The sequence below is a fragment of the Mangrovimonas yunxiaonensis genome (assembly GCF_000733475.1).
In the GTDB taxonomy this organism is placed as follows: domain Bacteria; phylum Bacteroidota; class Bacteroidia; order Flavobacteriales; family Flavobacteriaceae; genus Mangrovimonas; species Mangrovimonas yunxiaonensis.
This window is the reverse complement of the sequence record NZ_JPFK01000005.1, coordinates 212,553-236,628: the sequence shown is the minus strand read 5'-3', so window position 1 is coordinate 236,628 and position 24,076 is coordinate 212,553. Positions and strand designations below refer to the sequence as shown.

Annotated in this window: 19 protein-coding genes and 1 tRNA gene; 15 read left to right on the top strand and 5 right to left on the bottom strand. The window is 39.5% G+C overall.

The features are described from left to right. Window positions 1-3: 3 nt before the first annotated feature. Window positions 4-77: transfer RNA gene (locus IA57_RS05230), tRNA-Cys, on the bottom strand. Between the two features lie 85 nt (window positions 78-162). Continuing rightward, window positions 163-525 carry a dihydroneopterin aldolase gene (folB, locus tag IA57_RS05225; protein ID WP_036120236.1) on the bottom strand — a complete coding sequence of 121 codons (363 nt, stop codon included), beginning with the start codon at window positions 523-525 and terminating at the stop codon, window positions 163-165. Between the two features lie 86 nt (window positions 526-611). Between folB and IA57_RS05220 the strand changes: the two genes are divergently transcribed. The 4 genes from IA57_RS05220 to IA57_RS05205 all read left to right on the top strand — a co-directional run bounded on the left by IA57_RS05220 (window position 612) and on the right by IA57_RS05205 (window position 4,739). Further along, on the top strand, window positions 612-2,612 hold the full coding sequence (locus IA57_RS05220; protein ID WP_036120233.1) for a glutamine--tRNA ligase/YqeY domain fusion protein: 2,001 nt from the start codon (window positions 612-614) through the stop codon (window positions 2,610-2,612). Window positions 2,613-2,740: 128 nt separating this feature from the next. After that, window positions 2,741-3,223 carry a DUF1761 domain-containing protein gene (locus IA57_RS05215; protein ID WP_036120231.1) on the top strand — a complete coding sequence of 161 codons (483 nt, stop codon included), beginning with the start codon at window positions 2,741-2,743 and terminating at the stop codon, window positions 3,221-3,223. Window positions 3,224-3,282: 59 nt separating this feature from the next. Beyond that, window positions 3,283-4,440 (top strand): GNAT family N-acetyltransferase, encoded by a 1,158-nt coding sequence (locus tag IA57_RS05210; protein WP_036120227.1) that lies wholly within the window; start codon window positions 3,283-3,285, stop codon window positions 4,438-4,440. A 92-nt stretch (window positions 4,441-4,532) separates the two neighbouring features. Further along, complete coding sequence (locus tag IA57_RS05205; RefSeq protein ID WP_036120224.1) at window positions 4,533-4,739, top strand: hypothetical protein; 207 nt, start codon at window positions 4,533-4,535, stop codon at window positions 4,737-4,739. Window positions 4,740-4,767: 28 nt separating this feature from the next. Here the strand turns inward: IA57_RS05205 and IA57_RS05200 are convergent, their stop codons facing one another. Further along, window positions 4,768-5,700 carry an SPFH domain-containing protein gene (locus IA57_RS05200; RefSeq protein WP_036120221.1) on the bottom strand — a complete coding sequence of 311 codons (933 nt, stop codon included), beginning with the start codon at window positions 5,698-5,700 and terminating at the stop codon, window positions 4,768-4,770. Between the two features lie 69 nt (window positions 5,701-5,769). Between IA57_RS05200 and IA57_RS05195 the strand changes: the two genes are divergently transcribed. Beyond that, on the top strand, window positions 5,770-6,459 hold the full coding sequence (locus IA57_RS05195; protein ID WP_036120218.1) for a hypothetical protein: 690 nt from the start codon (window positions 5,770-5,772) through the stop codon (window positions 6,457-6,459). A gap of 52 nt (window positions 6,460-6,511) precedes the next feature. Here the strand turns inward: IA57_RS05195 and gltX are convergent, their stop codons facing one another. Beyond that, entirely contained in the window at window positions 6,512-8,026 is a 1,515-nt protein-coding gene (gene gltX, locus IA57_RS05190; protein WP_036120215.1) for a glutamate--tRNA ligase, read from the bottom strand. Window positions 8,027-8,128: 102 nt separating this feature from the next. On the opposite strand from gltX, the gene IA57_RS05185 reads away from it, so the two are divergent. From IA57_RS05185 to IA57_RS05150, 8 genes are all read left to right on the top strand, one after another. Next, a complete protein-coding gene (locus IA57_RS05185; protein WP_036120212.1) occupies window positions 8,129-11,527 on the top strand; it encodes a DUF4175 family protein in 3,399 nt (1,132 codons plus the stop codon). Further along, window positions 11,524-11,943 (top strand): rRNA maturation RNase YbeY, encoded by a 420-nt coding sequence (ybeY, locus tag IA57_RS05180; protein WP_036120209.1) that lies wholly within the window; start codon window positions 11,524-11,526, stop codon window positions 11,941-11,943. Before IA57_RS05185 ends, ybeY begins: the two co-directional genes overlap by 4 nt. Window positions 11,944-12,011: 68 nt before the next feature. Then, window positions 12,012-13,883, top strand: a complete 1,872-nt coding sequence (gene mnmG, locus IA57_RS05175; protein WP_036121310.1) for a tRNA uridine-5-carboxymethylaminomethyl(34) synthesis enzyme MnmG — start codon at window positions 12,012-12,014, stop codon at window positions 13,881-13,883. 128 nt (window positions 13,884-14,011) lie between these two features. After that, entirely contained in the window at window positions 14,012-14,863 is an 852-nt protein-coding gene (locus IA57_RS05170; RefSeq protein WP_036121305.1) for a class I SAM-dependent methyltransferase, read from the top strand. Between the two features lie 215 nt (window positions 14,864-15,078). After that, window positions 15,079-15,594, top strand: coding sequence for an OmpH family outer membrane protein (locus tag IA57_RS05165; RefSeq protein ID WP_036120206.1), 516 nt, complete (start codon window positions 15,079-15,081; stop codon window positions 15,592-15,594). A gap of 74 nt (window positions 15,595-15,668) precedes the next feature. After that, a complete protein-coding gene (locus tag IA57_RS05160) occupies window positions 15,669-16,562 on the top strand; it encodes a LytTR family DNA-binding domain-containing protein (protein ID WP_036120203.1) in 894 nt (297 codons plus the stop codon). A 164-nt stretch (window positions 16,563-16,726) separates the two neighbouring features. After that, window positions 16,727-19,102 carry a TonB-dependent receptor gene (locus IA57_RS05155; protein WP_036120200.1) on the top strand — a complete coding sequence of 792 codons (2,376 nt, stop codon included), beginning with the start codon at window positions 16,727-16,729 and terminating at the stop codon, window positions 19,100-19,102. A gap of 4 nt (window positions 19,103-19,106) precedes the next feature. Further along, window positions 19,107-19,949: a DUF4249 domain-containing protein gene (locus IA57_RS05150; protein WP_036120197.1), complete on the top strand. Its 843-nt coding sequence runs from the start codon at window positions 19,107-19,109 to the stop codon at window positions 19,947-19,949. 13 nt (window positions 19,950-19,962) lie between these two features. On the opposite strand, the gene IA57_RS05145 is transcribed toward IA57_RS05150, so the two are convergent. After that, a complete protein-coding gene (locus tag IA57_RS05145; protein ID WP_036121301.1) occupies window positions 19,963-21,117 on the bottom strand; it encodes a DNA polymerase III subunit in 1,155 nt (384 codons plus the stop codon). A 125-nt stretch (window positions 21,118-21,242) separates the two neighbouring features. Here IA57_RS05145 and IA57_RS05140 point away from each other — a divergent pair, with 125 nt between their 5' ends. Continuing rightward, entirely contained in the window at window positions 21,243-22,433 is a 1,191-nt protein-coding gene (locus tag IA57_RS05140) for a phosphoglycerate kinase (protein ID WP_036120194.1), read from the top strand. A 55-nt stretch (window positions 22,434-22,488) separates the two neighbouring features. Then, complete coding sequence (locus IA57_RS05135) at window positions 22,489-24,069, top strand: LysM peptidoglycan-binding domain-containing protein (protein WP_084176724.1); 1,581 nt, start codon at window positions 22,489-22,491, stop codon at window positions 24,067-24,069. Window positions 24,070-24,076: the final 7 nt, after the last annotated feature.

Genomic DNA, 24,076 nt, shown 5'->3' with positions numbered 1-24,076 from the left:
TTTTGGAGGCGTCGAGCGGATTCGAACCGCTGTACAAGGTTTTGCAGACCTCTGCCTAGCCACTCGGCCACGACGCCTTAAATACCTGTAGAAACAGGTATCTCATATTAAATTATGAGAGGGCAAATATAAAAATATTTCCCCTTTTTAGCTATTTAGAATCTAATTTTTACGTTTTTCCGTCATTTTTATCGTTACCATTTCTACATCGCCACCAATAGGCGGGTTTAGTTTACTAACGGCAACACTTACTTTTTTTACCGTTTTATCTTCTTTTAAAATGCTGCTAATAATACGTTTGGCAACAGTTTCTAATAAATGCGATGGTTGTTGCATTTCTTCGCGTACAATACGGTTTAAAAACACATAATCTACGGTATCACTTAAGATATCGGTTTTGGCCGAGGTTTGCAAATCGGCTTTAATTTTTAAATCCACACGGTAATCGCTACCAATTTTGGTTTCTTCCTTAAGGCAACCGTGATGGGCAAAAACTCTTATATTTTCAACTTTTATAACTCCCAAAATACTATTTTTTTACAAAGATATATTATTCCCTTATTTTAGAGTTATTTCCTTTAAATTTGTAGCCTATTTTTTAGATAAGAATTATGAGTGAAAAGTCACTAAATTTTATAGAACATATTATTGAAGAGGATTTAGCCAATGGCTTAGAAAAAGATAAACTTCGTTTTCGTTTTCCACCAGAACCCAATGGTTATTTACATATTGGTCATACCAAAGCCATAGGCATTAGTTTTGGTTTAGGATTAAAATATAAGGCGCCCGTTAATTTACGTTTTGATGATACCAATCCAGCAAAAGAAGAACAAGAATATGTCGATGCCATAAAGCGTGATATTAAATGGTTGGGTTACCAATGGGCCAACGAGTTGTATTCATCAGATTATTTTCAACAGCTTTACGATTGGGCCATTTTATTGATTAAAGAAGGCAAAGCGTATGTCGATTCCCAATCCAGCGAAGCCATGGCTGAGCAAAAAGGCACCCCTACACAACCGGGAGTGGATGGCCCTTATAGAAACCGTTCGGTTGAAGAAAACCTCGATTTATTCAACCGCATGAAACATGGCGAATTTGAAGAAGGTTCGCATGTACTTCGTGCAAAAATAGATATGCAGCATCCTAATATGCTCATGCGTGATCCTTTAATGTACCGCATTCTTAAAAAAGCCCATCATAGAACAGGAACAGATTGGTGCATTTATCCTATGTACGACTGGACGCATGGTGAAAGCGATTATATTGAACAAATATCACATTCCCTTTGTTCGCTTGAATTTAAGCCCCATAGAGAGCTTTACGATTGGTTTAAGGAACAAGTGTATAAATACCAGCCAGAAGCACTTCCTATGCTTCCTAAACAACGTGAGTTTGCCCGTTTAAACTTAAGCTATACCATTATGAGCAAACGCAAGTTGCTTAAATTGGTGGAAGAAGGTATTGTTTCTGGTTGGGACGATCCTAGAATGCCTACCATTTCTGGACTTCGTCGTCGTGGTTATACACCAAACGCCATTAGGAAATTTGTGGAAACCGTTGGCGTTGCCAAACGTGATAATGTGATTGATGTGGCCTTGTTGGAGTTTTGTATCCGTGAAGATTTAAATAAAACAGCTCCAAGGGTTATGGCGGTCTTAGATCCCGTAAAAGTGGTCATTACCAATTATCCTGAAGATAAAGTAGAATGGTTAGAGGCTGAAAATAATCCTGAAGACGAACAAGCAGGTTCTAGAGAAGTTCCTTTTTCTCGTGAGCTTTACATTGAAAAAGCCGATTTTAAAGAAGCAGCTGGCAATAAGTTTTTCAGATTAAAACTAGGGGGTGAGGTACGTTTAAAAAATGCCTACATCATTCAAGCCAATCATGTGGTAAAAGATGCTAATGGCGAGATAACAGAAATTCACTGCACCTATTCCGAAGATACGTCTAAAAAAGTAAAAGGCACCTTGCATTGGGTGTCCATTAAGCATGCGCTAAAAGCCGAGGTAAGGGAGTACGATAGGTTGTTTATGGACGAAGCTCCGGACAGTCACCAAGATAAGGACTTTATGGACTTTTTAAACCCGAACTCTTTAAAGGTTGTTGAAGCTTTTGTAGAACCAAGCTTACAGGACGCCAAAATAGGCGATAGGTTCCAGTTTCAACGTTTGGGCTATTTTAATGTGGATACCGATGCTACTTCAGAAAAAATAATATTCAACAAAACCGTGGGCTTGCGCGATACTTGGGCCAAACAAACCCCAAAACTAAAACAGCCTACACCACAAAACGCACCAAAACCACAACAACAACGAAAAGCGATTAGCGTCATTCAGCAATTGGGTAAAAAATACACCAATTATCCAGAAGACAAGCAAGCTAAAGTAAAAGCAGAAATTTTAGAACTGGCCAAACAGGTAACTTACGACGAATTAGAACCGTTGTTTGGTACGGCTGTAAAAAAAGTAGGCACGCGCATTGCTGCTGTGCTTATACTAAAAGTGATGTTGGATACAGGATTGGAACGAAACGAAGCCATAAACGAATTTATAGAAAAAGCCAAAACCGATACCAACCAATTACTGGTTGATGAGGCGTCTAATTTATAACGACCTTTTTTAATACAGCGATAAAAATCCCAAGTTTTTACTTGGGATTTTTATTTCATTTGTTTTAAAAATGATGGTGTTTTTTCAATAATTACTATCTTTAGTTCACTAACTAATGATATTATACTATGGAAATTAACTTTTTAGCCCTGCTTGCAGCTGCCGTTTCTGCACTTGTTATGGGAGCTATTTGGTACAACCCAAAGGTTTTTGGAACAGCTTGGGCACAAGCAGCAGAAATGACCGAAGAAAAAATGAAAAGCGCCAACATGGCCAAGATTTTTATTTTGGCTTTTGTTTTTGCTTTTATGCTAGCCATCGTGCTTCAGTTGCTTACCATTCACCAAACCGGTGCACTAGGCATGATTGGTGGCGATCCCACTGCGGCCAAACCATCTTATCAAGCGTTTATGGACGACTATGGGCAGGCTTACAGAACATTTAAGCACGGAGCTTTGCACGGTACTATGGCAGGGGTTTTACTCGCGTTACCCGTGTTAGGAACCAATGCCTTGTTTGAGCGAAAAAGTACCAGATATATTTTAATTAACAGTGGCTATTGGATTGTAACCATGGCCATTATGGGAGGCATTGTTTGTGCCTGGCCATAAATTTGTAATGAATACAAAAACCAAAGGACTGATAAACACCATCAGTCTTTTTTTATGCTTTGATACACTATAAAATTTACACAACATACCAACAACTACCAACATCGTGGGACGTATTAACAGCACATGATGTTTTTTTAAGCACCCCGTATTTAAAAGCTATTGAAACCGCTGCGCCAAACAACATTTCCATGTATTATGTTGGGATTTTTAAAAACGAAACCCTAGTGGCGGTGGCAGTTTTACAACGCGTGCAATTGTATGTAAAGGATATGTTTAGAAACAATAACGACTCCTGCTTTAAAGAGCGGGTTAAAAGTTTGGTATCGCTTATTTTAAAGGGAAACATTCTGGTTTTAGGAAACCTCACGCATACGGGACAACACGGGTATTTTGTTTCAAATGCCATTTCAATACACGAGTTTACCCAAATGCTTTTTAGGGCTTTTAACGCGTTAAAGCAGTACATTAAAACCCACTCTAAAAAACGCATTAGGTTGTTTTTGTTGAAGGATTTTTTTGATGCTGATGCCATTCATCACGAACAGCAAAAGTTGTCTGAAAAGGGCTTTTATAAGGTAACAGTACAACCCAATATGTTATTTCACATACCAGCATCTTGGAATACCTTTCAGGACTACCTAAAAGCTTTGAACAACAAGTACCGCCGCCGTTACAAACGCGCGAGAAAAAAGTACAATGGTATTGTTTGTAAGGAATTGGACGCGCCTACCATTAAAGCACAATCCAACCGCCTTTACGAACTTTACAAAACGGTCTCGGATAATGCCAAGTTTAACACCTTTATCTTACCAGAACACCATTTTTTAATTTACAAACTAGAGCTTCAAGACAACTTTAAGGTGTTTGGCTACTATCTAGACGATACCTTGGTGGGATTTTACACCCTAATTTTAAATAAAAATAACGCTTTAGAAACGTATTTTTTAGGGTACGACGAACGTTATCAATACAGCATGCAGTTGTATTTAAACATGCTATACGATATGGTGGCCTACGGTGTAGATAACGGTTTTAAAACCATTGTTTATGCCAGAACAGCCATGACCATAAAAAGCTCGGTAGGAGCCGAGGCTTTTCCCATGACCATGTACATGAAACATACCAATGGACTAATGAACACCCTGTTAAAACAAATCTTTTCGTTAATGAACCCCAAAAAAGCATGGGACGTTCGCCATCCTTTTGCGCCTTAGCAACACGTTTTAAGCGACACAAAAAATATTCGTGCCGTAAAGGTTTTATAACGTGCTTATTTTTTGTATTTTAAGGTAAAAATCAAGGGGTTATGAAAACACAGGAGCTTTTGCAAAACATATCCGAATTAACTAGGGATATAGAAACCAATTATCCAGAGTTATACAAGTACTTGGATGAAACGCCTATGACCATACCCAATATGGAACACCCTAACATAGACGATGCTGTATTGGAAGATTACTTAACCAGTTTGCAGGTTTTAATAAAAAAGTTTAAAGCAGGACAAATAGAATAGGGCCCTTAAAGGCCCTATTTTTTTATGATTAGTTTGTATCGCTCTTTTTGTTTCTGGCTTCTTTCATGGCTTCCCCAATTTGGTTACTTGCCGTAAAGCTAGCCACCATATCGTTAAGCATGTTACTGCCGGCTTGGGGGGCATTAGGAAGCAAAATTAAGTTGCTGTTGGTTTCTTCTCCTAACGACTGTAATGTATCGTAATGCTGGGTTACAACAATTAGGGCCGATGCTTCTTGAGAATTGATTCCCACACGGTTTAATACCTCTACCGATTCTTCCAAACCACGTGCAATTTCACGTCTTTGGTCGGCAATACCCTGGCCTTGCAAGCGTTTGCTTTCGGCTTCGGCCTTGGCTTTTTCAACAATTAAAATACGGGCGGCATCCCCTTCGTATTGAGCGGCAATTTTTTCGCGCTCAGAGGCATTAATACGGTTCATGGCAGATTTTACCTGAGCATCCGGATCAATATCGGTAACCAGGGTTTTTATAATATCAAAACCATAATCCAGCATGGCATCGTTCAATTCCGATTTTACGGCAATGGCAATGTCGTCTTTTTTTACAAACACATCGTCCAGTTTCATTTTAGGGACCTCGGCACGAACCACATCAAAAACGTAACTGGTAATTTGGTCGTGCGGATAGTCTAATTTATAAAAGGCATCGTATACCTTTTCTTTTATAACCACATATTGTACCGATACTTTTAAGCGCACAAATACATCGTCTAATGTTTTGGTTTCTACAATAACATCCAACTGCTGGATTTTTAAGCTTAAGCGCCCCGATACGCGATCGATTAAAGGAATTTTCATTTGAAGTCCCGAATGGCGAATGCTTTGAAACTTACCAAAGCGCTCTATAATGGCAGCAGATTGCTGTTTTACAATGAAAAAGGAAGAAATTAAAATAATAAATCCGAAAAAGATTAAAGGAATAAAGATAAATTGGCCCATAACAGCGATTTTTAAGGTTAGATTATAAGTTTACTAATTTAAGCTATATTTGTTTCAATTACGTATGCCATGAAACAAAACAAGCATTTTATTTTATTAGTAGTCTTTTGTATAGGGTTTGTTACAACATTTTATGCTCAACACAAGCGATATGCCATAAAAAATGGGTTTGGCCTTTACGGAGGTTTAACACAATACGATATTTTAACCGATAATTTTGAAACCCAACCCGGCAATGGTTGGATGGTGGGCGCCTCGGCAACGGTCGATATTCCTCATAAATGGTACAACATAAGCTACACCATTCAATTGGCAGAAAATAAGGTGGGTATTGCCTCAAGACAAGCAACCTTGCCCATGCAATCGCAGTTTTTAGATTATAAAGTCTTTTCCGCACAAATAGCTTTGCTCATGCACATAAAATTGGTTAAAAGCTTTGTTACAATCGATGTTGGCCCCATGCTGCAGTACAATGGCGAACTGGAGCTAGAAGACGACCAATACGAAAATTTTGTTGTGGCCAATTACGATAATCTGCTGGCCAAGGACATTTCGGGGATTAGCAAATTTAACGTTGATGGTGCTGTAGGCCTATCGGCAGGCTTTAGTCATTTTAGGTTAAAGGCCCAGTATATTTACGGGTTTACCAACATGTTGGCAAAATTAGATAAAGCCGATGATCTGGATGTAACGGGCAACGACAAAAAGATAAAAGGAAACCAATCCATGTTGGCTTTTACGGCCATGATAACCTTTTAAAAAGGAAATAAAAACATAAAAAAGGCGGATGGTAACATCCGCCTTTTTTTGGTTATTGTAAAGTGTGTATTAGGTTTTCTATGCGTTGAATGCTTTCGTTTTTACCAATTAAAAACATAATTTCAAAAACATCTGGACCTTGTAACGCACCAACCAAAGCTAAGCGCAAAGGCATCATAACCTTACCAAAGCCAATGTTGTTGTTGGTAATCCAGCCTTTTATAATTTGCTGCATGTTTTCTACCGTAAATACATCAACCGATTCGATAACAAGAACCAGTTCTTTCATCAGGTCTTCGGTGTCTTCTTTCCAGGCTTTTTTAACAGCTTTTTCATCCAATTCGGTAGGTGTTTCGAAGAAGAAATGCCCTAAATCCCAAAAGTCATAAACAAAGGTAGCACGCTCTTTTATAAGGGCGATAACCAATTCAATATAAGCCGTGTCGATAGCATTTAACTTATCGGCATAGGCTATTTTAAATTGTTCGGCCAAAAGGTGGTTGGGTTGTTCTTGCATGTAGTGGTGGTTAAACCACTTGGTTTTATCGGGATCAAAACGTGCTCCGGCCTTGTTTACCTTAGCCAAATCGAAAGCTGCTACAAGGGCGTCTAACGAAAACAGTTCCTGTTCGGTTCCTGGATTCCATCCTAAAAAAGCCAAAAAGTTTACAACGGCCTCTGGAAAATAACCATCTTCGCGGTATCCTCTAGAAACATCGCCTGTTTTTTCATCTTTCCAAGCCAACGGAAACACCGGAAACCCTAATTTATCGCCATCGCGTTTGCTTAGTTTGCCTTTTCCTGTGGGCTTTAAAATTAAGGGCAAATGGGCAAATTTTGGGGCTTCCCAACCAAAGGCTTCGTATAATTGCACATGAAGCGCCAAAGAGGGCAGCCATTCTTCGCCGCGAATAACATGGGTGATTTCCATTAAATGGTCGTCTACAATATTGGCCAAATGGTAGGTTGGCATGCCATCGGCTTTAAACAATACCTTATCGTCTAGGGTATTGGTATCTATTTTAATGTTTCCGCGAATGATATCTTCTAAATGCAAGGTTTCATCTTGTGGCGACTTAAAACGAATCACATAGTCTTGGCCGGCGGCTAATTTAGCTTCTACCTCTTCGGCCGATAAGGCTAATGCATTTTTAAGCTTAAGCCTGTTGTGCCAGTTGTAAATGAAAGTTTTGCCTTTTTGCTCGTGGTCTTTTCGATGAAAATCAAGCTCTTCGGCTGTATCGAATGCATAGTAGGCTTTGCCTTCGGCAACCAATCTATCGGCATAGGCTTTGTATAAATGCTTGCGTTCACTTTGCCTGTACGGGCCGTAGGTTTCGTTTTTTCCCGGGCCTTCATCAAAAGGAATTCCACACCATTTTAACGCTTCTACAATATAGTTTTCGGCGCCTTCAACATAGCGGTTTTGGTCGGTGTCTTCTATTCGAAGCACAAACGTACCCCCGTGTTTTTTGGCAAATAAATAGTTGAATAGGGCAGTCCTTACACCACCAATATGTAGAGGTCCGGTAGGACTTGGTGCAAATCGCACGCGAACATTTTCCATTTTTTTCAGGTTTTGTGCAAAGATACAATTAACACATTATTATAAAGACTTTGAAAAATAAATTTGTAGTTTAGTATGTTTACAGAAAAATAGGGGATTAGGGTGAATAGTTTTAATAACATACAAGCTAAATTACAGCAGTTTATTAGGAGGTATTATTTAAACGAGTTGCTTAAAGGCACCATTTTGTTTTTTACCATCGGGCTGTTGTATTTTTTGTTCACGCTCTTCATCGAATACGTGCTATGGCTTAATCCCACAGCTAGAACCATCTTATTTTGGTTGTTTGTTGGGGTTGAACTTGGGCTTTTAATCAAGTTTGTTTTGCTGCCTTTGGCTAAGCTGTTTAAGCTTAAAGAGGGTATTGATGAGGTTACGGCTTCCAAATTAATTGGAAGGCATTTTCCTGAGGTTAACGATAAGTTGGTTAATGTCCTGCAATTAAAGCAAACTAAGGACCAATCGGAACTGTTGCTGGCGAGCATCGAGCAAAAATCTACCGAGCTTTCGCCCATACCGTTTAAATTGGCTATCAACTTTAAGAAAAATACCAAGTACTTAAAATATGCCGCCATCCCTATACTCATTATTTTACTCTCGTTTGTTACAGGAAAAATCGATTGGTTTAACGACAGCTACACTCGGGTAGTAAATTACAAAACCGCCTACGAGCCCCCGGCGCCATTTCAGTTTTTTGTGATGAACGATTTGTTACAGGTAGTTGAAGGGAACGATTACAAAGTGGTGGTAAAAACAGCAGGGAAGGTACAGCCAGATCAGGCTCAAATTACCTTTAACGATGCCGATTATTTTTTTAATAAAACTGCAGAAGGCACCTTCGAGTACACCATAAGCAAACCTACAAACGATGTGTCGTTTACCCTATATTCAGGTAATGTGCGTTCTAAAACCTATACGTTACAGGTGATTAAGGCACCTGTTGTAACCGACTTTGAAATGCAACTCGACTACCCGTCTTATACCGGTAAGCGTGACGAAACCATTAAAAGCTCAGGTAACGCCGTGGTTCCTAGCGGCACAAAAATCACCTGGAAATTGCAAACCCAAGCGACCGATAAGGTGTTACTGGTTGCTCAGGATACCACCCTTTTTCATCAGGAGAGCAACACTTTTACCACCACCAAGCACCTTTTTAAGGACTTGCCCTATAGTCTTACCACCAGCAACGAACAATTAAAAGATTATGAAAGTTTAAGTTTTTCTATCGATGTAATTTCAGACGAATACCCTGAAATTTCAGTCCGATCTGCCATAGATAGCCTAGACCAGCAAACCATGTACTTTTATGGCCAAGTAAGCGACGATTATGGCTTAAGAAAATTGCAATTGGTGTATTACCCAGTAGATGACATGGCAGACAAACAGGTGGTGCCCATTACCATTTCTAAAAGTAACATTGCAGAGTTTGCCCATATTTTTCCCAACCAGCTTCCACTAAAAGACGGTGTTAGTTACGAGTTGTTTTTTCAAGTGTTTGATAATGATGCTTTTATAGCTAATAAAAACACAAAAAGCAATGTGTTTACTTATAGAAAGTTAGCAGCCGATGAGTTACAAAACCAACAGCTGGATCAGCAAGGTGAAACAATTAAGCAACTAGACAAATCCTTAGAAAAATTAGATGCCAACGATAAGAATTTAGAGCGTATAGCCAAGTCACAAAAGGAAAAAGCCACTTTAAACTTTAACGATAAACGGCAATTGCAAAACTTTTTAAAGCGTCAAAAACAGCAAGAGGAGCTGATGAAAAGCTTTAATAAAAAGCTACAAAATAATCTGGAACAGTTTGAAGAAGAAGCCCCCAAAAACGACTTTAAAGAAGATTTAAAGGACCGTTTAAAAGCTAATGAAGAAGAACTGGAACAAAATGAAAAACTGCTAGAGGAGTTGCAAAAAATGCAGGAGAAGATAAACAAGGAAAACCTGACCGAAAAGCTCGAGCAATTAGCCAAACAAAACAAGAATCAAAAGCGCAGTTTGGAACAACTTTTAGAGCTAACCAAAAAGTATTACGTGACCAAGAAAATGGAAAAATTGCAGCAGGAGTTGGAGCAAATGGCAGAAGAACAGTTACAGCTTTCCGAGGAACAAAAGGATGAACAATCGCAAACCAAACAAGATAGTCTTAACCGAAAGTTCCAAGATTTCCAGAAGGAAATGGACGCCCTTAAAAAGGAAAACGAATCCTTAATCGACCCGATGAAATTGCCCAACAACGAACGCAGTCAGGAGCAAATCAATCAAGACCAAAAGGAAGCTTCAGAAGCACTAAAAGAGCAGCAAAAGGAGCAAGATGCGGGCGCACAAGAACAAGCCAAGGAGCAAGCTAAAAAAGCGTCACAAAAGCAAAAGCAAGCTGGACAAAAAATGAAACAAATGAGCCAGCAAATGCAACAGTCTATGGGCAGTATGGCTGGTGGCAGTGAGCAAATGCAGGAAGACCTAGAGATGTTGCGCCAAATTTTGGATAATCTCGTGCTCTTTTCTTTCGATCAAGAGCGCTTGATGAAACAGTTTAAAACCATAGATGTTAACCATAATAAATACGCCAATTACCTGAAACGGCAACATACTTTAAAAGAACATTTTTCGCATATAGACGACAGTTTATTCGCACTGTCGTTACGCCAACCAAAAATTGCGACACAAGTGAACAAAGAGATTTCCGATGCCTTTTTTAATATGGATAAGGCCTTGGATGTGATGTCTGAAAACCGAATTTACCAAGGCGTATCTTACCAACAGTATACCATTACTGCAGCCAACAACCTTGCCGACTTTTTAAGTAATATTATGAATGCCATGCAAATGCAAATGAGTGGACAGGGGCAAAGCGGCCAAGGTATGGACATGCAGCTTCCAGACATTATCATGAGTCAGGAAGAGCTGAACAAACAAATGCAGGAGGGTTTAAAAAAGCAGGGCGAACAAGGAAAACAACAGCAGGGAGAAGGCCAAGAAGGCCAACAGGGCCAAGAGGGGAACGAGAGTCAAGGCAATGAAAAGGGTAATAAACCAGGCGAACAAGGGCAATCTAATAGCGAAGGGAACGAAGGCCAGCAGCAAGAAGATGCTTATGGCGATATATTCAAGATTTACCAGCAGCAGCAAGAATTGCGTCGGGCATTGGAAGATAAGCTGAAACAACAAGGGCTAGATGGTCAAGCCGATCAGCTGTTAAAACAAATGGAAGACGTCGAACAAGATTTGTTAAACAAAGGTTTCTCCAACCAAACCCTTCAAAAAATGCTGCAGTTAAAACACCGTTTATTACAGATGGAAAATGCCACGTTTCAGCAAGAACAAGATACCAAGCGGGAATCTGAAACCAACCAAAAACAGTTTAATAACAGCACCCACAATACCTTGCCTTCGGTTAAGGAATTTTTCAATACCAACGAAATTTTAAACCGCCAAGCCTTACCTTTGCAACCTATTTACAACAAGAAAGTCAAAGCTTATTTTAATACTACAGAATGATAACGTTTAATTACGAAACCGATTTTGTGTTGTCGGACGAGGCGGTTTATGCCAAGTGGATATCACAGGTTATAGCCAGCGAGAATTTTAGGGAAGGTGAGATCAATTACATTTTTTGTAACGATGACGACCTGCATAAAATCAACGTTGAATTCTTAAATCACGATACCCTTACCGATATCATTAGCTTTGACTATACAGTAGGAAAAGAACTACACGGAGATGTGTATATCTCTGTAGAGCGAGTAGCTGAAAACGCTTCAGAGTTTATTGTTGATTTCAATGAAGAGCTGTCGCGGGTTATGGTTCATGGCATATTACACTATTGTGGTTATAAGGACAAAACCGATGACGAAAAGAAAACCATGCGTGCTAAGGAGGAAGCCTATATTAAGCTACTTGTTGATTCTCAATAAATCAACGTATATTTGCACGCTAAAAATTTAAGTATAATCCAAATTGTTTCACGTGGAACACTATGAGTTTGTTTAGAGATACATATGATGTTATTGTAGTTGGTGCCGGTCATGCCGGTAGCGAAGCCGCCGCCGCCGCCGCTAATATGGGAGCGAAAACCTTGTTGGTGACCATGAATTTGCAAAACATTGCCCAGATGTCTTGCAACCCCGCTATGGGTGGCATTGCAAAAGGGCAAATTGTTAGAGAAATTGATGCTTTGGGCGGTTATAGCGGGATTGTAAGTGACCAAACGGCCATACAGTTTAAAATGCTAAATAAATCTAAAGGGCCCGCCATGTGGAGTCCACGTGTGCAAAGTGATCGGATGCGATTTGCCGAGACTTGGCGAAACATGCTGGAGCAAACCCCAAATCTGGATTTTTACCAAGAGATGGTTTCTGGAATTTTAATAGAAGGCGATCAGGTAGTTGGTGTAAAAACATCTTTAGGACTCGAGATTAAATCCAAAACAGTTGTGCTTACCAATGGGACATTTTTAAATGGCCTAATTCATATTGGTGATAAGAATTTTGGTGGTGGTAGAGCTGGTGAAAAAGCCGCCACAGGAATTACCGAACAGTTGGTTGATTTGGGCTTCGATTCAGGCCGAATGAAAACGGGAACCCCGCCAAGGGTTGATGGCCGTTCGTTGGATTATTCGAAAATGGTAGAGCAGCCAGGAGACGAGAATCCAGAGAAGTTTTCGTATTTAGATGTTACCAAACCACTAAGCAAACAACGCTCTTGCTACATGACTTATACCAGTCCGGAGGTGCACGATTTACTGCGCGATGGGTTCGATAGGTCGCCGATGTTTAATGGGCGTATTAAAAGTACAGGGCCAAGATATTGCCCTTCTATAGAAGATAAAATTAATCGGTTTGCAGATAAGGATAGGCACCAGTTATTTGTCGAGCCAGAAGGTTGGAATACGGTAGAAGTGTATGTAAATGGGTTTTCAACATCGCTTCCCGAAGATGTGCAATTTAAAGCTTTGAGTTCTGTAGCTGGCTTTGAGCATGTGAAATTTTTCCGTCCGGGATACGCCATAGAATACGATTATTTCCCGCCAACACAACTTAAACACACCCTAGAAACCAAATTAGTAAATGGGCTTTATTTTGCCGGGCAAATTAATGGTACCACTGGGTACGAAGAGGCCGGGTCGCAAGGTTTAATGGCTGGTATAAATGCAGCCTTAAAAGTTCAGGAAAAGGACCCTTTTACCTTAAATAGGAGCGAGGCTTATATAGGGGTTTTAATAGATGATTTAATCACAAAAGGTACAGAGGAGCCTTATAGAATGTTTACCTCTAGGGCCGAATATAGAACCTTATTACGACAAGATAATGCCGATTTTAGGCTAACGCCAAAAGCGTTCGACATTGGTTTGGCTAAAGAAAATCGTATGAAACGCATGGAGCAGAAGAAGCAAGATTCTGATGCGCTGATTGCATTTTTTAAAGAAACCAGTGTAAAGCCCGAAGAGGCTAATCCTGTTTTAGAGGCTAAGTCATCGTCTGTAATGAAGCAGTCCGATAAGATGTTTAAAATCTTTTCCAGACCGAATATTACCATAGACGATATGCGCCAATTTGAGGCTGTAGAAAGCTACATACAGGATCACAATTTAGATCATGAAGTTATTGAACAAGCCGAAATTCAAGTAAAATATTCGGGTTATATCGAGAAGGAAAAAAACAATGCCGATAAGCTAAACCGGTTAGAGGGTATTAAAATTCCACCTAATTTCGATTATTCAAAATTGAAATCCATGAGTCTAGAAGCTCGCGAAAAACTGAACAAAATACAACCGGTTACCATATCTCAGGCCTCGCGTATTAGTGGGGTGTCGCCAAGCGATATTTCGGTGCTTTTAGTTTATATGGGACGATAAGGTTACGAGCGTTCCACGTGGAACAGTTATTTTTTTTTAAAACAGGAACCACCTTTAGTCGCATTGAAAGATCAAGAGTTATAAAAGAGTTTGTAGGCCTTTTTGCAGCTGCACATTTATTGTTTTTTATGAACGAATCAAACCTAGTTTTAGAAGTAAAAGACCATTCGGTTTCTGGAGAGATGTTCCAATTAAGGTATCATTCAGATTTAGAATTGTTGGAAACACACCCCAAGCCCGAAGGCGAAAAACTGTCTGAATATTATAAGAGCGAAGATTATATTTCGCACACCGATTCTAAGCGCAATCTATTCGAAAAAGTTTACCACTTTATTAAAGGCATTGCTTTAAAGCAAAAACTAAAGCTAATTAATTCGTTTCCGGTTTCCGAGAAAACACTTTTGGATGTTGGTTGCGGAACAGGCGATTTTTTACAAACAGCCAAAAACGGCGGTTGGAGCATATACGGGATAGAGCCAAATGCTAAGGCAAGAACAATGGCTAACGAAAAAAACAACCATCGGGTATTTGATGTCGATGCCTTGCAAAAATTTGAAAAAGGATCTTTCGATGTTATTACACTTTGGCATGTGTTGGAACATTTACCAGATTTGCACACGCAAATAAAAACGCTAAGCCAATTGTTAAAACCAAGCGGTAGGATTGTGGTAGCGGTTCCTAATTTTAAAAGTTACGATGCAACCCATTATAAAAACTTTTGGGCTGCTTTTGATGTGCCAAGACACCTTTGGCATTTTTCGCAAACAGCAATTTCTAAACTTTTTTCAAAAGAACACCTAAAGGTTGAAAAAACCTTACCAATGAAATTCGATGCGTTTTATGTGAGCTTATTATCCGAACAATATAAAACAGGAACAAAGAATCCAATAAAAGCTTTTTGGGTAGGTTTGCTGTCAAACATCAAGGCAAAACGTTCTGGAGAGTATTCTTCGTTAATTTATGTCCTAAAAAAGGACTAAAACCTGTTTTAAGGCGATTTAAGCGTTTTTAAGCCTTTAGGGTAAGCCAAGCCTTTGCTGTTTTCTTTTTATGCTTTAAACCTTGTTATTTAAGTCCAATTTTAATAAATATCAGTTATAACTTTTAAGCGCTTTATAATTTTTATTAATACTATATTTTTTAGGTTTTTCGCACAACAACTTTAGTACATTTGCAGAAATTAAATTCACATAAAATGAAATACACTTTAGCGTTAGCGTTATTTGCTTTGTTGTTTACATCTTGTCAGCAACAAAAAATAGGTTTTGTAGACAACGGTTCTTTAATTAATGAATATCAAGAAAAGATTGATATCGAAAAAAAGTTTCAAACGAAAATTAATGCTTTTCAAAAACGAACAGATAGCATTAGTAAGGCTTTTCAGTTAGAAGCTCAGGAATTTCAAGTAAATGCTTCAAAACTGTCACAAAAGCAAGCACAGGAGCAGTATGAAGCACTTGGTAAAAAACAACAAATGCTTCAGCAAAAAATTCAATTTGAAGAACAACAAATTCAACAACAAAGCCAAACAGAAATAGATTCTTTAATTTCTAAAGTAAAAACCTATGTAAAGTCTTACGGTCAAAAACACGGCTATACGTACATATTGGGAAGTAACGAAGGCGGAAGCGTGATGTTTGGGCAAGATGAAAACGATTTAACAAAAACCATTTTAGAAGAACTTAACAATGCATACAGTGCAAAAAAATAAGTTGGTTCTTTAAACGTTTTAAAAGCTAGATGGCATGCCATCTAGCTTTTTTTTTCTAACAACTTAACTAAAGTATGCAAATACGCCAACATTTAAAACAGTCCTTTAACTACCTAGACGCTCCAAAAAGCAGATGGCTCTATATTGTAAGTACCATTGTATTTGCCCAGTTGTTTCTTCTTATTTTTCAGCCTTACGGATTGGCAGCCGAAATAGAAAGTCCAGACAACCCCTTGCTTCATAAGTTTTTATTCTTCTTTTCGATTGCCTTAAGCACGTTTATTGCGTTATCGCTATCGCAATTTTATTTTAGGAAAGTATTTGATATTCAGGGTATTAGTGTTAAAAAATACGTTGTTTGGCTGTTGTTTGAGGCATTGATTTTGTTGCTTGTAAATTTTGGAATGTCTTTTATTGTGCCAGACCTAGGAAATGATTTTGAAAAGGAATTGAATCTCTGGTTTCAATTAAAAATGTACCCAAAACTATTAATGATCTTGATTTTTCCGTTTTTAGGAAGTGTTATTTATGTGGCTATTAAAAGGTTACAAACAGAAGTTAAAGATTTAGATGAGCAACGGCTTACATTTAAGCATAAGTACCATAACACCCAACAGCAGGACACGCTTAATTTATTAGATGAAAACAAGCAGTTAGAGTTAGCTTTGCCTGTAAACCAGTTGTTGTATATCGAATCTAGCAACCAATATGTTGTTGTGCATTTTATAAAAAGCAATACCCTAAAAAAACATATTGTTCGTAATCGGCTAAAACATGTGTTGGCACAAACCAATGGCATGCCCATTAAACAAAGCCATAGATCGTTTGCGGTAAACCTAATTCATGTGAAGCGTTTGGTACGAAAAAACGGGAAAACATTTTTAGCACTCAATACAAGTCCTGACGATGTAAACATTCCGGTTTCCAAGTCTTTTTTAGAAAAGATCAAGCAGGCGCTTAACCATTAGTGGCATTTCACTCCAAAAAGCGGGTGTTTTACTCCAAAACCTGTAAAACGGGGGAGTTTCATTAATATTTGAAATTATTTTGCGTTAACAAACCATGGGCTTTAAAGACGGTTTTAACCAATTTAAAGGCTTAATTTTATCAACCAAAAAAAGAAGAATAAGTAATGAAACATGTACAGATAATCTTTTTCTTGTTTGTAGGCTTGTTTTGCCAGGCTCAAGAAAAGTTTAGTATTAGTGGCACCATAAAAGACCTAAACAATGGCGAAACACTTTTGGGGGCTACAGTATATTTAAAGGATACCAGCTTTGGTACCATTACCAACGAATATGGGTTTTTCTCGTTAACAGCCCCAAAAGGTACCTATACCTTAGTAATTTCTTACGTTGGGTATGGCGCTTATTCGCAAAACTTAACATTAGATAAAGACCAAAATATCGATATAGAACTAAACCCTTCCTCAACAGCATTGGATGAAGTGGTTATCACGGCAGAAGAACCCGAAATGGCTAACATTAGAAAGCCACAAATGAGCGTGTCTAAGCTAAATGCTAAAACCATTAAGGAAATGCCAGCGGTTTTAGGGGAGGTCGATGTGGTTAAATCCATTCAATTGCTTCCCGGTGTGACCAACAATGGCGAGGGCTCGGCAGGGTTTCATGTGCGCGGCGGCGCAGCCGACCAAAACCTAGTGCTCTTAGACGAGGCCATAATTTACAACACCTCGCATTTCTTTGGTTTTTTCTCGGTATTTAATGCCGATGCCATAAAAAACATCAACTTGTATAAAGGCGATATTCCGGCAAAATATGGCGGTCGTGTATCTTCGGTTTTAGATGTGCGCCAAAAGGATGGAAACAGCAAGGCCTTTCAACTTAATGGGGGCGTCGGATTAATTTCAAGTAGGTTGGCGGCAGAAGCGCCATTATTTAACGATAAAGGCTCGTTTTTGGTTGCTGGTAGGGCCTCGTATGCGCACTTGTTTATGCCGTTAATTGAAGACGTAAAAGACGATAAAATCTCGTTTTACGACCTTAATCTAAAAACCAATTATACCCTTAACCAAAACAACCGACTCTACCTGTCGGGTTATTTTGGGCGCGATGTGTTCAACCTCTCTAAAATTATAGAAAACAATTACGGAAATGCTACAGGAAATCTGCGTTGGAACCATGTGTTTAACGATAAACTATTCTCTAACCTGTCGCTTATTTACAGCAAATACGACTATCAAATTTTGCTGGATTTTATTGAACTGGATTGGACGGCAGACATCACCAATTTTAACCTTAAATACGATTTGGGTTATTACGTAAACAACAACCTTACCCTCGATTTTGGCATAAGCGGTTTAACCTATAATGTGAATCCTGGTGAAGTAAAACCAGCGTCGGAAACGTCGGCAATTAACGCCTTAAAATTAGATGAAAAACGCGCGTTTGAAGGTGCGGCATACGCAAGTGCAGAGCATGAAATTTCAAATAAATTAACCCTTAATTACGGGCTAAGGTACAGTGTGTTTTCTAGGCTTGGTGGGCAAAACATGACCCATTATGCAAACAATCAGCCGGTTGTTTACAATAGTGATTTAGCGATTTACGAACGTGGAGAAGCAGTAGGCGAAACCTATTTCAGCAAAAGCAAAAGCATAAAAACCTTTGCTCATCTCGAGCCGCGTTTGGGGCTGTCGTACCAATTAAACCAAACGTCTTCGGTTAAAGCGAGCTATACAAAATCAACGCAGTATTTGCATTTATTGTCCAACACATCGTCGGCAACCCCTTTAGATGTTTGGACCCCAAGTGGCGAGTACATAAAACCGCAAATATCCAATCAAGTGGCTTTAGGCTATTACAAAAAAATTAAAGACAACACCTTTGCTTTAGAGCTGGAAACCTACTACAAGCATGTTGACAATAGAATAGATTATATTGATGGATCCAGCTTAATAGGCAATAACAACATAGAAACCGAAATTTTAAATGGCGAGGCCAGAGCCTATGGCTTAGAAGTGTTGGTTAGAAAGAACAAGGGCAAATTTACCGGTTGGCTGGCCTATACGTTGTCAAAATCTGAACAACGGGCTTTAGGTGGCAATGCTGGTGGGCCAGGTATTAATAATGGCGATTGGTATAACACGGCTTACGATCGCACTCATGACGTCTCGTTAACGGGCGCTTATACCTTAAATGACAAATGGCGCTTTAGCACTAATTTTGTATTTCAAACCGGGCGTCCGGTAACCTATCCTAATGGACAATACACTTACGAGGGGCTTTCGGTAGCTACTTATTCTAACAGAAACGAAGACCGTTTACCCGCTTACCACAGACTAGATATTTCAGCAACATTTACGCCTAAGAAACATGAAAGTAAACGCTGGAAATCGGAATGGGTGTTTGGCATTTACAATGCTTATAACCGCAAAAATGCCGCCTCCATTAGCTTTAATCAAAATAGAGAAACCGGCCTAAACGAAGCCACGAGAATTTCCATTTTTGGCATCATTCCTTCGGTAACGTATAACTTTAAATTTTAAACACATGACACGATATAGCCTAGTAATTTTAATCCTTAGCATACTGTTTACCTCTTGTGAAGACCCTATAGATGTCGATGTGCCAACAGCACAGTCGCGTTTGGTTATAGAAGCTTCTTTAGATTGGGAAAAAGGCACTGTAGGAAACGAACAAACCATTATGTTAAGCCGTTCTACACCTTATTTCGAAACCCAGCAAAACACCGCGGTAACAGGGGCGATGGTAACCGTAACGAACAGCAATACTGGCGAGGTATTTCCATTTACCGACCAAAACGATGGAACGTACACTACCACCAATTTTGTGCCCCTTTTAAACCATACGTATCATCTGGAAGTGGTTTATAATAACGAAACCTACCAAGCCACAGAAACCCTCATGTCGGTTTCAAATATTAATACCATAACGCAAAGTACCGAAGGCGGTTTTGATGATGAATTGCTGGAGCTTAACCTCTATTTTGATGATCCAGCAAATGTTGAAAATTTCTATTTAATAAAATATGATGTTGTGGGCGATTTGTTTCCTTACCTAGAAGACGTTTCAGATGAGTTTACCGATGGCAATGAAATACACGATTTTTTTGAAAAAGACGATGATGAAGATGGCGAAGAAACTCCTTTTCAAGCAGGCGATGTGGTGCATGTTAGTCTTTATGGCATTTCGGAACCTTACTACAACTTTATGCGCCTTTTAATAGAGCAGTATGGCAGTCAGGGCGATCCCTTTAGTTCCAATGCGGCCCAGCTGCGAGGCAATTGCACCAACCTAACCAACCCAGAACATTATGCCTTTGGGTATTTTAGGGTAACTCAAGTGGCCAAAGCAACGTATACGTTTCAATAAAAAAAGCTGGCAATTAGCCGGCCTTTTTGTGTAATAAACGGGTGAGTTTTATCGATAAATCGGTAAGCACAATTTTAGCATTGGCATTACGCTCAATATGGTAAATGGCTTCTTGCAATTCGTTGCTAATGTCCATAATGTTGTTGCCGTGTACAAAAGGGGCAAAGTTTTCCAGTTTAAAGCCTTCGGTTTTAGGTTCAATAAACACCAAATCGGGTGCATTGTAATTTAACAACATGGCTTGCCTAAAATAATCTAGGCAAAAGTGTAAAAACTGTTTTTGGGTTTCACGCCCGGTTTTGGCAATGGTTTCGCTCCAGGAAATCAAATCGTGAATGGCTGCTTTATTGCCTTTGGCTTTAAAAGCCGAACGCACCCAAAACACAAACCATTCTTCAAACTGAAGGTCTTCAGAATCGTGGTATACCAAATCGCAGGCTTTGTTGTAATTGCCGTTAGCCTGATGCGCTATTTTAGTGGCGTCGGTTTCGGCAAGATCAAACTGTTTAATCAGGGTGTTTTTAATGTCCTCCTCGGCAAGTGGCGGAAAATGCAGCACTTGGCAACGCGATAAAATGGTGTTTATAATTTGTTCTTCATCTTCGGCTATAAGAATAAAAATGGTTTTTTCTGGCGGTTCTTCAATTAGCTTTAACAGTTTGTTGGCGGCAGAGGTGTTCATTTTTTCGGCCATCCAAATTACCATAATCTTATACCCGCCCTCGAAGGATTTAAGAGCCAGCGATTTTACAATATCCTGGGCTTCATCAACCCCAATTTGCCCTTGCTTGTTCTCGATACCAAGCTTTTTATACCAATCAAACAAATTACCATAAGGCTGTTCTTTTAGCAACTCGCGCCATTCTTCTAAAAAATTAGAAGCGACCGGATGCTTTTTCACCTTATCGGTGGTAGCAACGGGAAAGGCAAAATGTAAATCGGGGTGGGAGAGGTTTTTAAATTTTAGGTTGCAGGCGGCATTACCCTCGGTATTTTCACCGTTTTGGTTTTTGCATAAAATATACTGCGCATAGGCAATGGCCATGGGCAATGTGCCACAACCCTCTGGTCCAACAAACAATTGCGCATGCGAAATGCGGCCATTGTCGGCACTTGTGGTTAAGTGGTTTTTTATATGCTCTTGCCCGATAACTTCATGAAACATCATGGTAGCAAATATATGTTTTTTAATGCTTCTTTGCCTGAGGAAATCGTTTTCGGTAAAAACAGATTTCTTCACGTAATTTAATTGGTTATTTTTGTGTTTTTTACGACCAAAAAATCAACCAACCCATGAAAACAATAAACGACTTTAATTTTGAAAACAAGAAAGCCCTAATACGTGTCGATTTTAACGTGCCGTTAAACGAGGCGTTTCAGGTCACAGATGCCACCAGAATACAATCGGCAAAACCTACAATTATCAAGGTTTTAGAAGATGGCGGTAGCTGTGTGCTTATGTCGCATTTAGGGCGACCAAAAGGGGTGCAGGATGCATTTTCGTTAAAGCATATTGTGTCTAAGGTTTCTGAAATTATTGGGGTTGAAGTTACATTTGTTTCAGATTGTATAGGTGAAAAGGCAGAAGCAGCGGCGGCCAATTTACAGCCGGGAAAAATACTGCTTTTAGAAAACCTGCGTTTTTACGATGAAGAAACCGCTGGCGATAGGGCGTTTGCTGAGCAACTATCAAAACTGGGCGATGTTTATGTTAACGATGCTTTTGGTACAGCACACCGGGCCCATGCCTCTACAACGGTTGTGGCCGATTTTTTCCCAAACAACAAATGTTTTGGAAGCCTGCTGGCCAAAGAAATCGAGAGCATCGATAAAGTTATGAAAACAGGCGAAAAGCCCGTTTGTGCCATTCTTGGCGGTGCCAAGGTATCTAGTAAGATTACCATTATAGATAACATTTTAGATAAAATAGACCACCTTATTATTGGTGGCGGGATGACCTTTACCTTTATTAAGGCACAAGGGGGGCAAATAGGCGATTCGTTGGTAGAAGATGATAAGCTAGACTTAGCCAACGAAATTTTAGCTAAGGCAAAAGCCAAAAATGTAGCCGTTCATTTGCCTGTCGATGCGGTAATAGCCAATGCGTTTAGCAATGAAGCACAAACCAATACCTGTGCAGTAAATGAAATTCCAAACGGTTGGATGGGGCTTGATGTGGGCCCAGAAACAGAAGCTTTGTTTGCCGATGTGGTAAAAGCTTCTAAAACCATTTTATGGAATGGCCCATTAGGCGTTTTCGAGCTGCCAAACTTTGCTAAAGGAACCATTGCATTGGGCTATGCCATAGCCGAAGCGACCAACAATGGTGCGTTTTCGCTTGTAGGTGGTGGCGACTCGGTGGCCGCTGTAAAACAATTTGGTTTTGAAGACAAAGTAAGCTACGTAAGTACGGGTGGTGGAGCCATGTTAGAAAGCCTAGAAGGAAAAACCCTGCCTGGTATTGCTGCAATTTTACAGGCATAAAATAGTATACGAATTTTACGTATCTTTCGTTAAAGTAGATAAATATATATTTAGAATGCGCTTATACAGCTTAGTTACTTTATGCCTTTTTTTAGGAGGCCATGCGTTTGCCCAAAAACCAACAGACCTTACGGTTAAAAACGATACCACCCAGGTTTCTACCAACCAGATGGTTGCAGATTCTGTCGCTGATGGCAATCGCCTTATGGTAACCAAAATTGCTCCAAAACAAGACTCCTTAACCTTTAAAACGTTAAATAGTGACCATGTGTTGGCTATGGAGCTTGACCAAAAATGGTTGGACGAGCTTTACAGCAACACCCTTTTCGATACCATTTATAAAACGGTTTCAGAGTTGGATTATAAGCCAGTGGCCTATCCAGAATTGTCAACAGACACCTTAAAGGCGAGGCTGGAAAAACTAAATGCAAGAACTCCTTTTAACATCGCGTACAATCCGTCTTTAGAAAGTGTTATCAAGAGCTTTTTAAAGAACCGTAGAAAATCTATGGAAAAACTTATGGGGCTAAGCCATTTTTATTTTCCCATGTTTGAAAAAGAATTCGATAATTACGACATTCCGTTAGAGATGAAATATCTGGCCATTGTAGAATCGGCTCTAAAGCCTAGGGCGCGATCTCGGGTAGGAGCAACGGGACTGTGGCAGTTTATGTTCGCTACGGGAAAACAATATGGCCTAGATGTAAGCAGTTATGTAGACGAGCGTAGCGATCCTATAAAATCGACCAAAACAGCTGCAGTTTACCTATCGAAGTTGTATGAGATTTTTGGCGATTGGGATTTGGCCTTGGCCGCCTATAACTCTGGGCCAGGAAATGTGTCGAAAGCCATAAGGCGTTCTGGAGGCTACCAAAACTATTGGAACATACGCCATAATTTACCACGTGAAACCGCAGGTTATGTGCCGGCGTTTTTGGCAACCATGTATATTTTTGAATATGCCAAAGAGCACGGGTTTAAACCCGAAAAGCCTTTGTTTCATCATTTAGAAACCGATACGGTTCGCGTTAAACAAATGATTACGTTAGACCAAGTTTCTGAAGCCACTAAAGTTCCGGTGGAAGAGCTTCAGTTTTTAAACCCGTCGTACAAACTAGATATCATTCCTCACATTGAAGGTAAAAATTATTATCTGCGTTTGCCCAGGCATGCCATAGGCACATTTGTTACCAACGAAGCCAACATTTATACGTTGGCCAAAGCCGAATTTGATAAGCGCGAAAAGCCTTTGCCGCAATTTTTCAATACCGAAAGCCGAATTCGTTATCGTGTAAAAAGTGGCGATTATCTAGGAAAAATTGCTAGGAAATATGGTGTTAGGGTTAGCCAAATTAAACAATGGAACGGTTTGCGGAACAACAATTTAAGAATTGGGCAACGCTTAACCATTTACCCGCGAAATCCTGTAGCATCAAATGTTTCCAAGTCTACCACAGTAGCCCAAAACTCAGGCAGCCCTAAGGCAGGACAAACCTATAAAGTTATGAAGGGCGACTCGCTTTGGAGCATATCCAGAAAATTTCCTGGAATTTCTGTGCAAAATATTCGAGATTGGAACGATATTAGTGGCAATACATTAAAACCAGGTATGGTTTTAAGAATGTCGAAAGGTTAACACACAA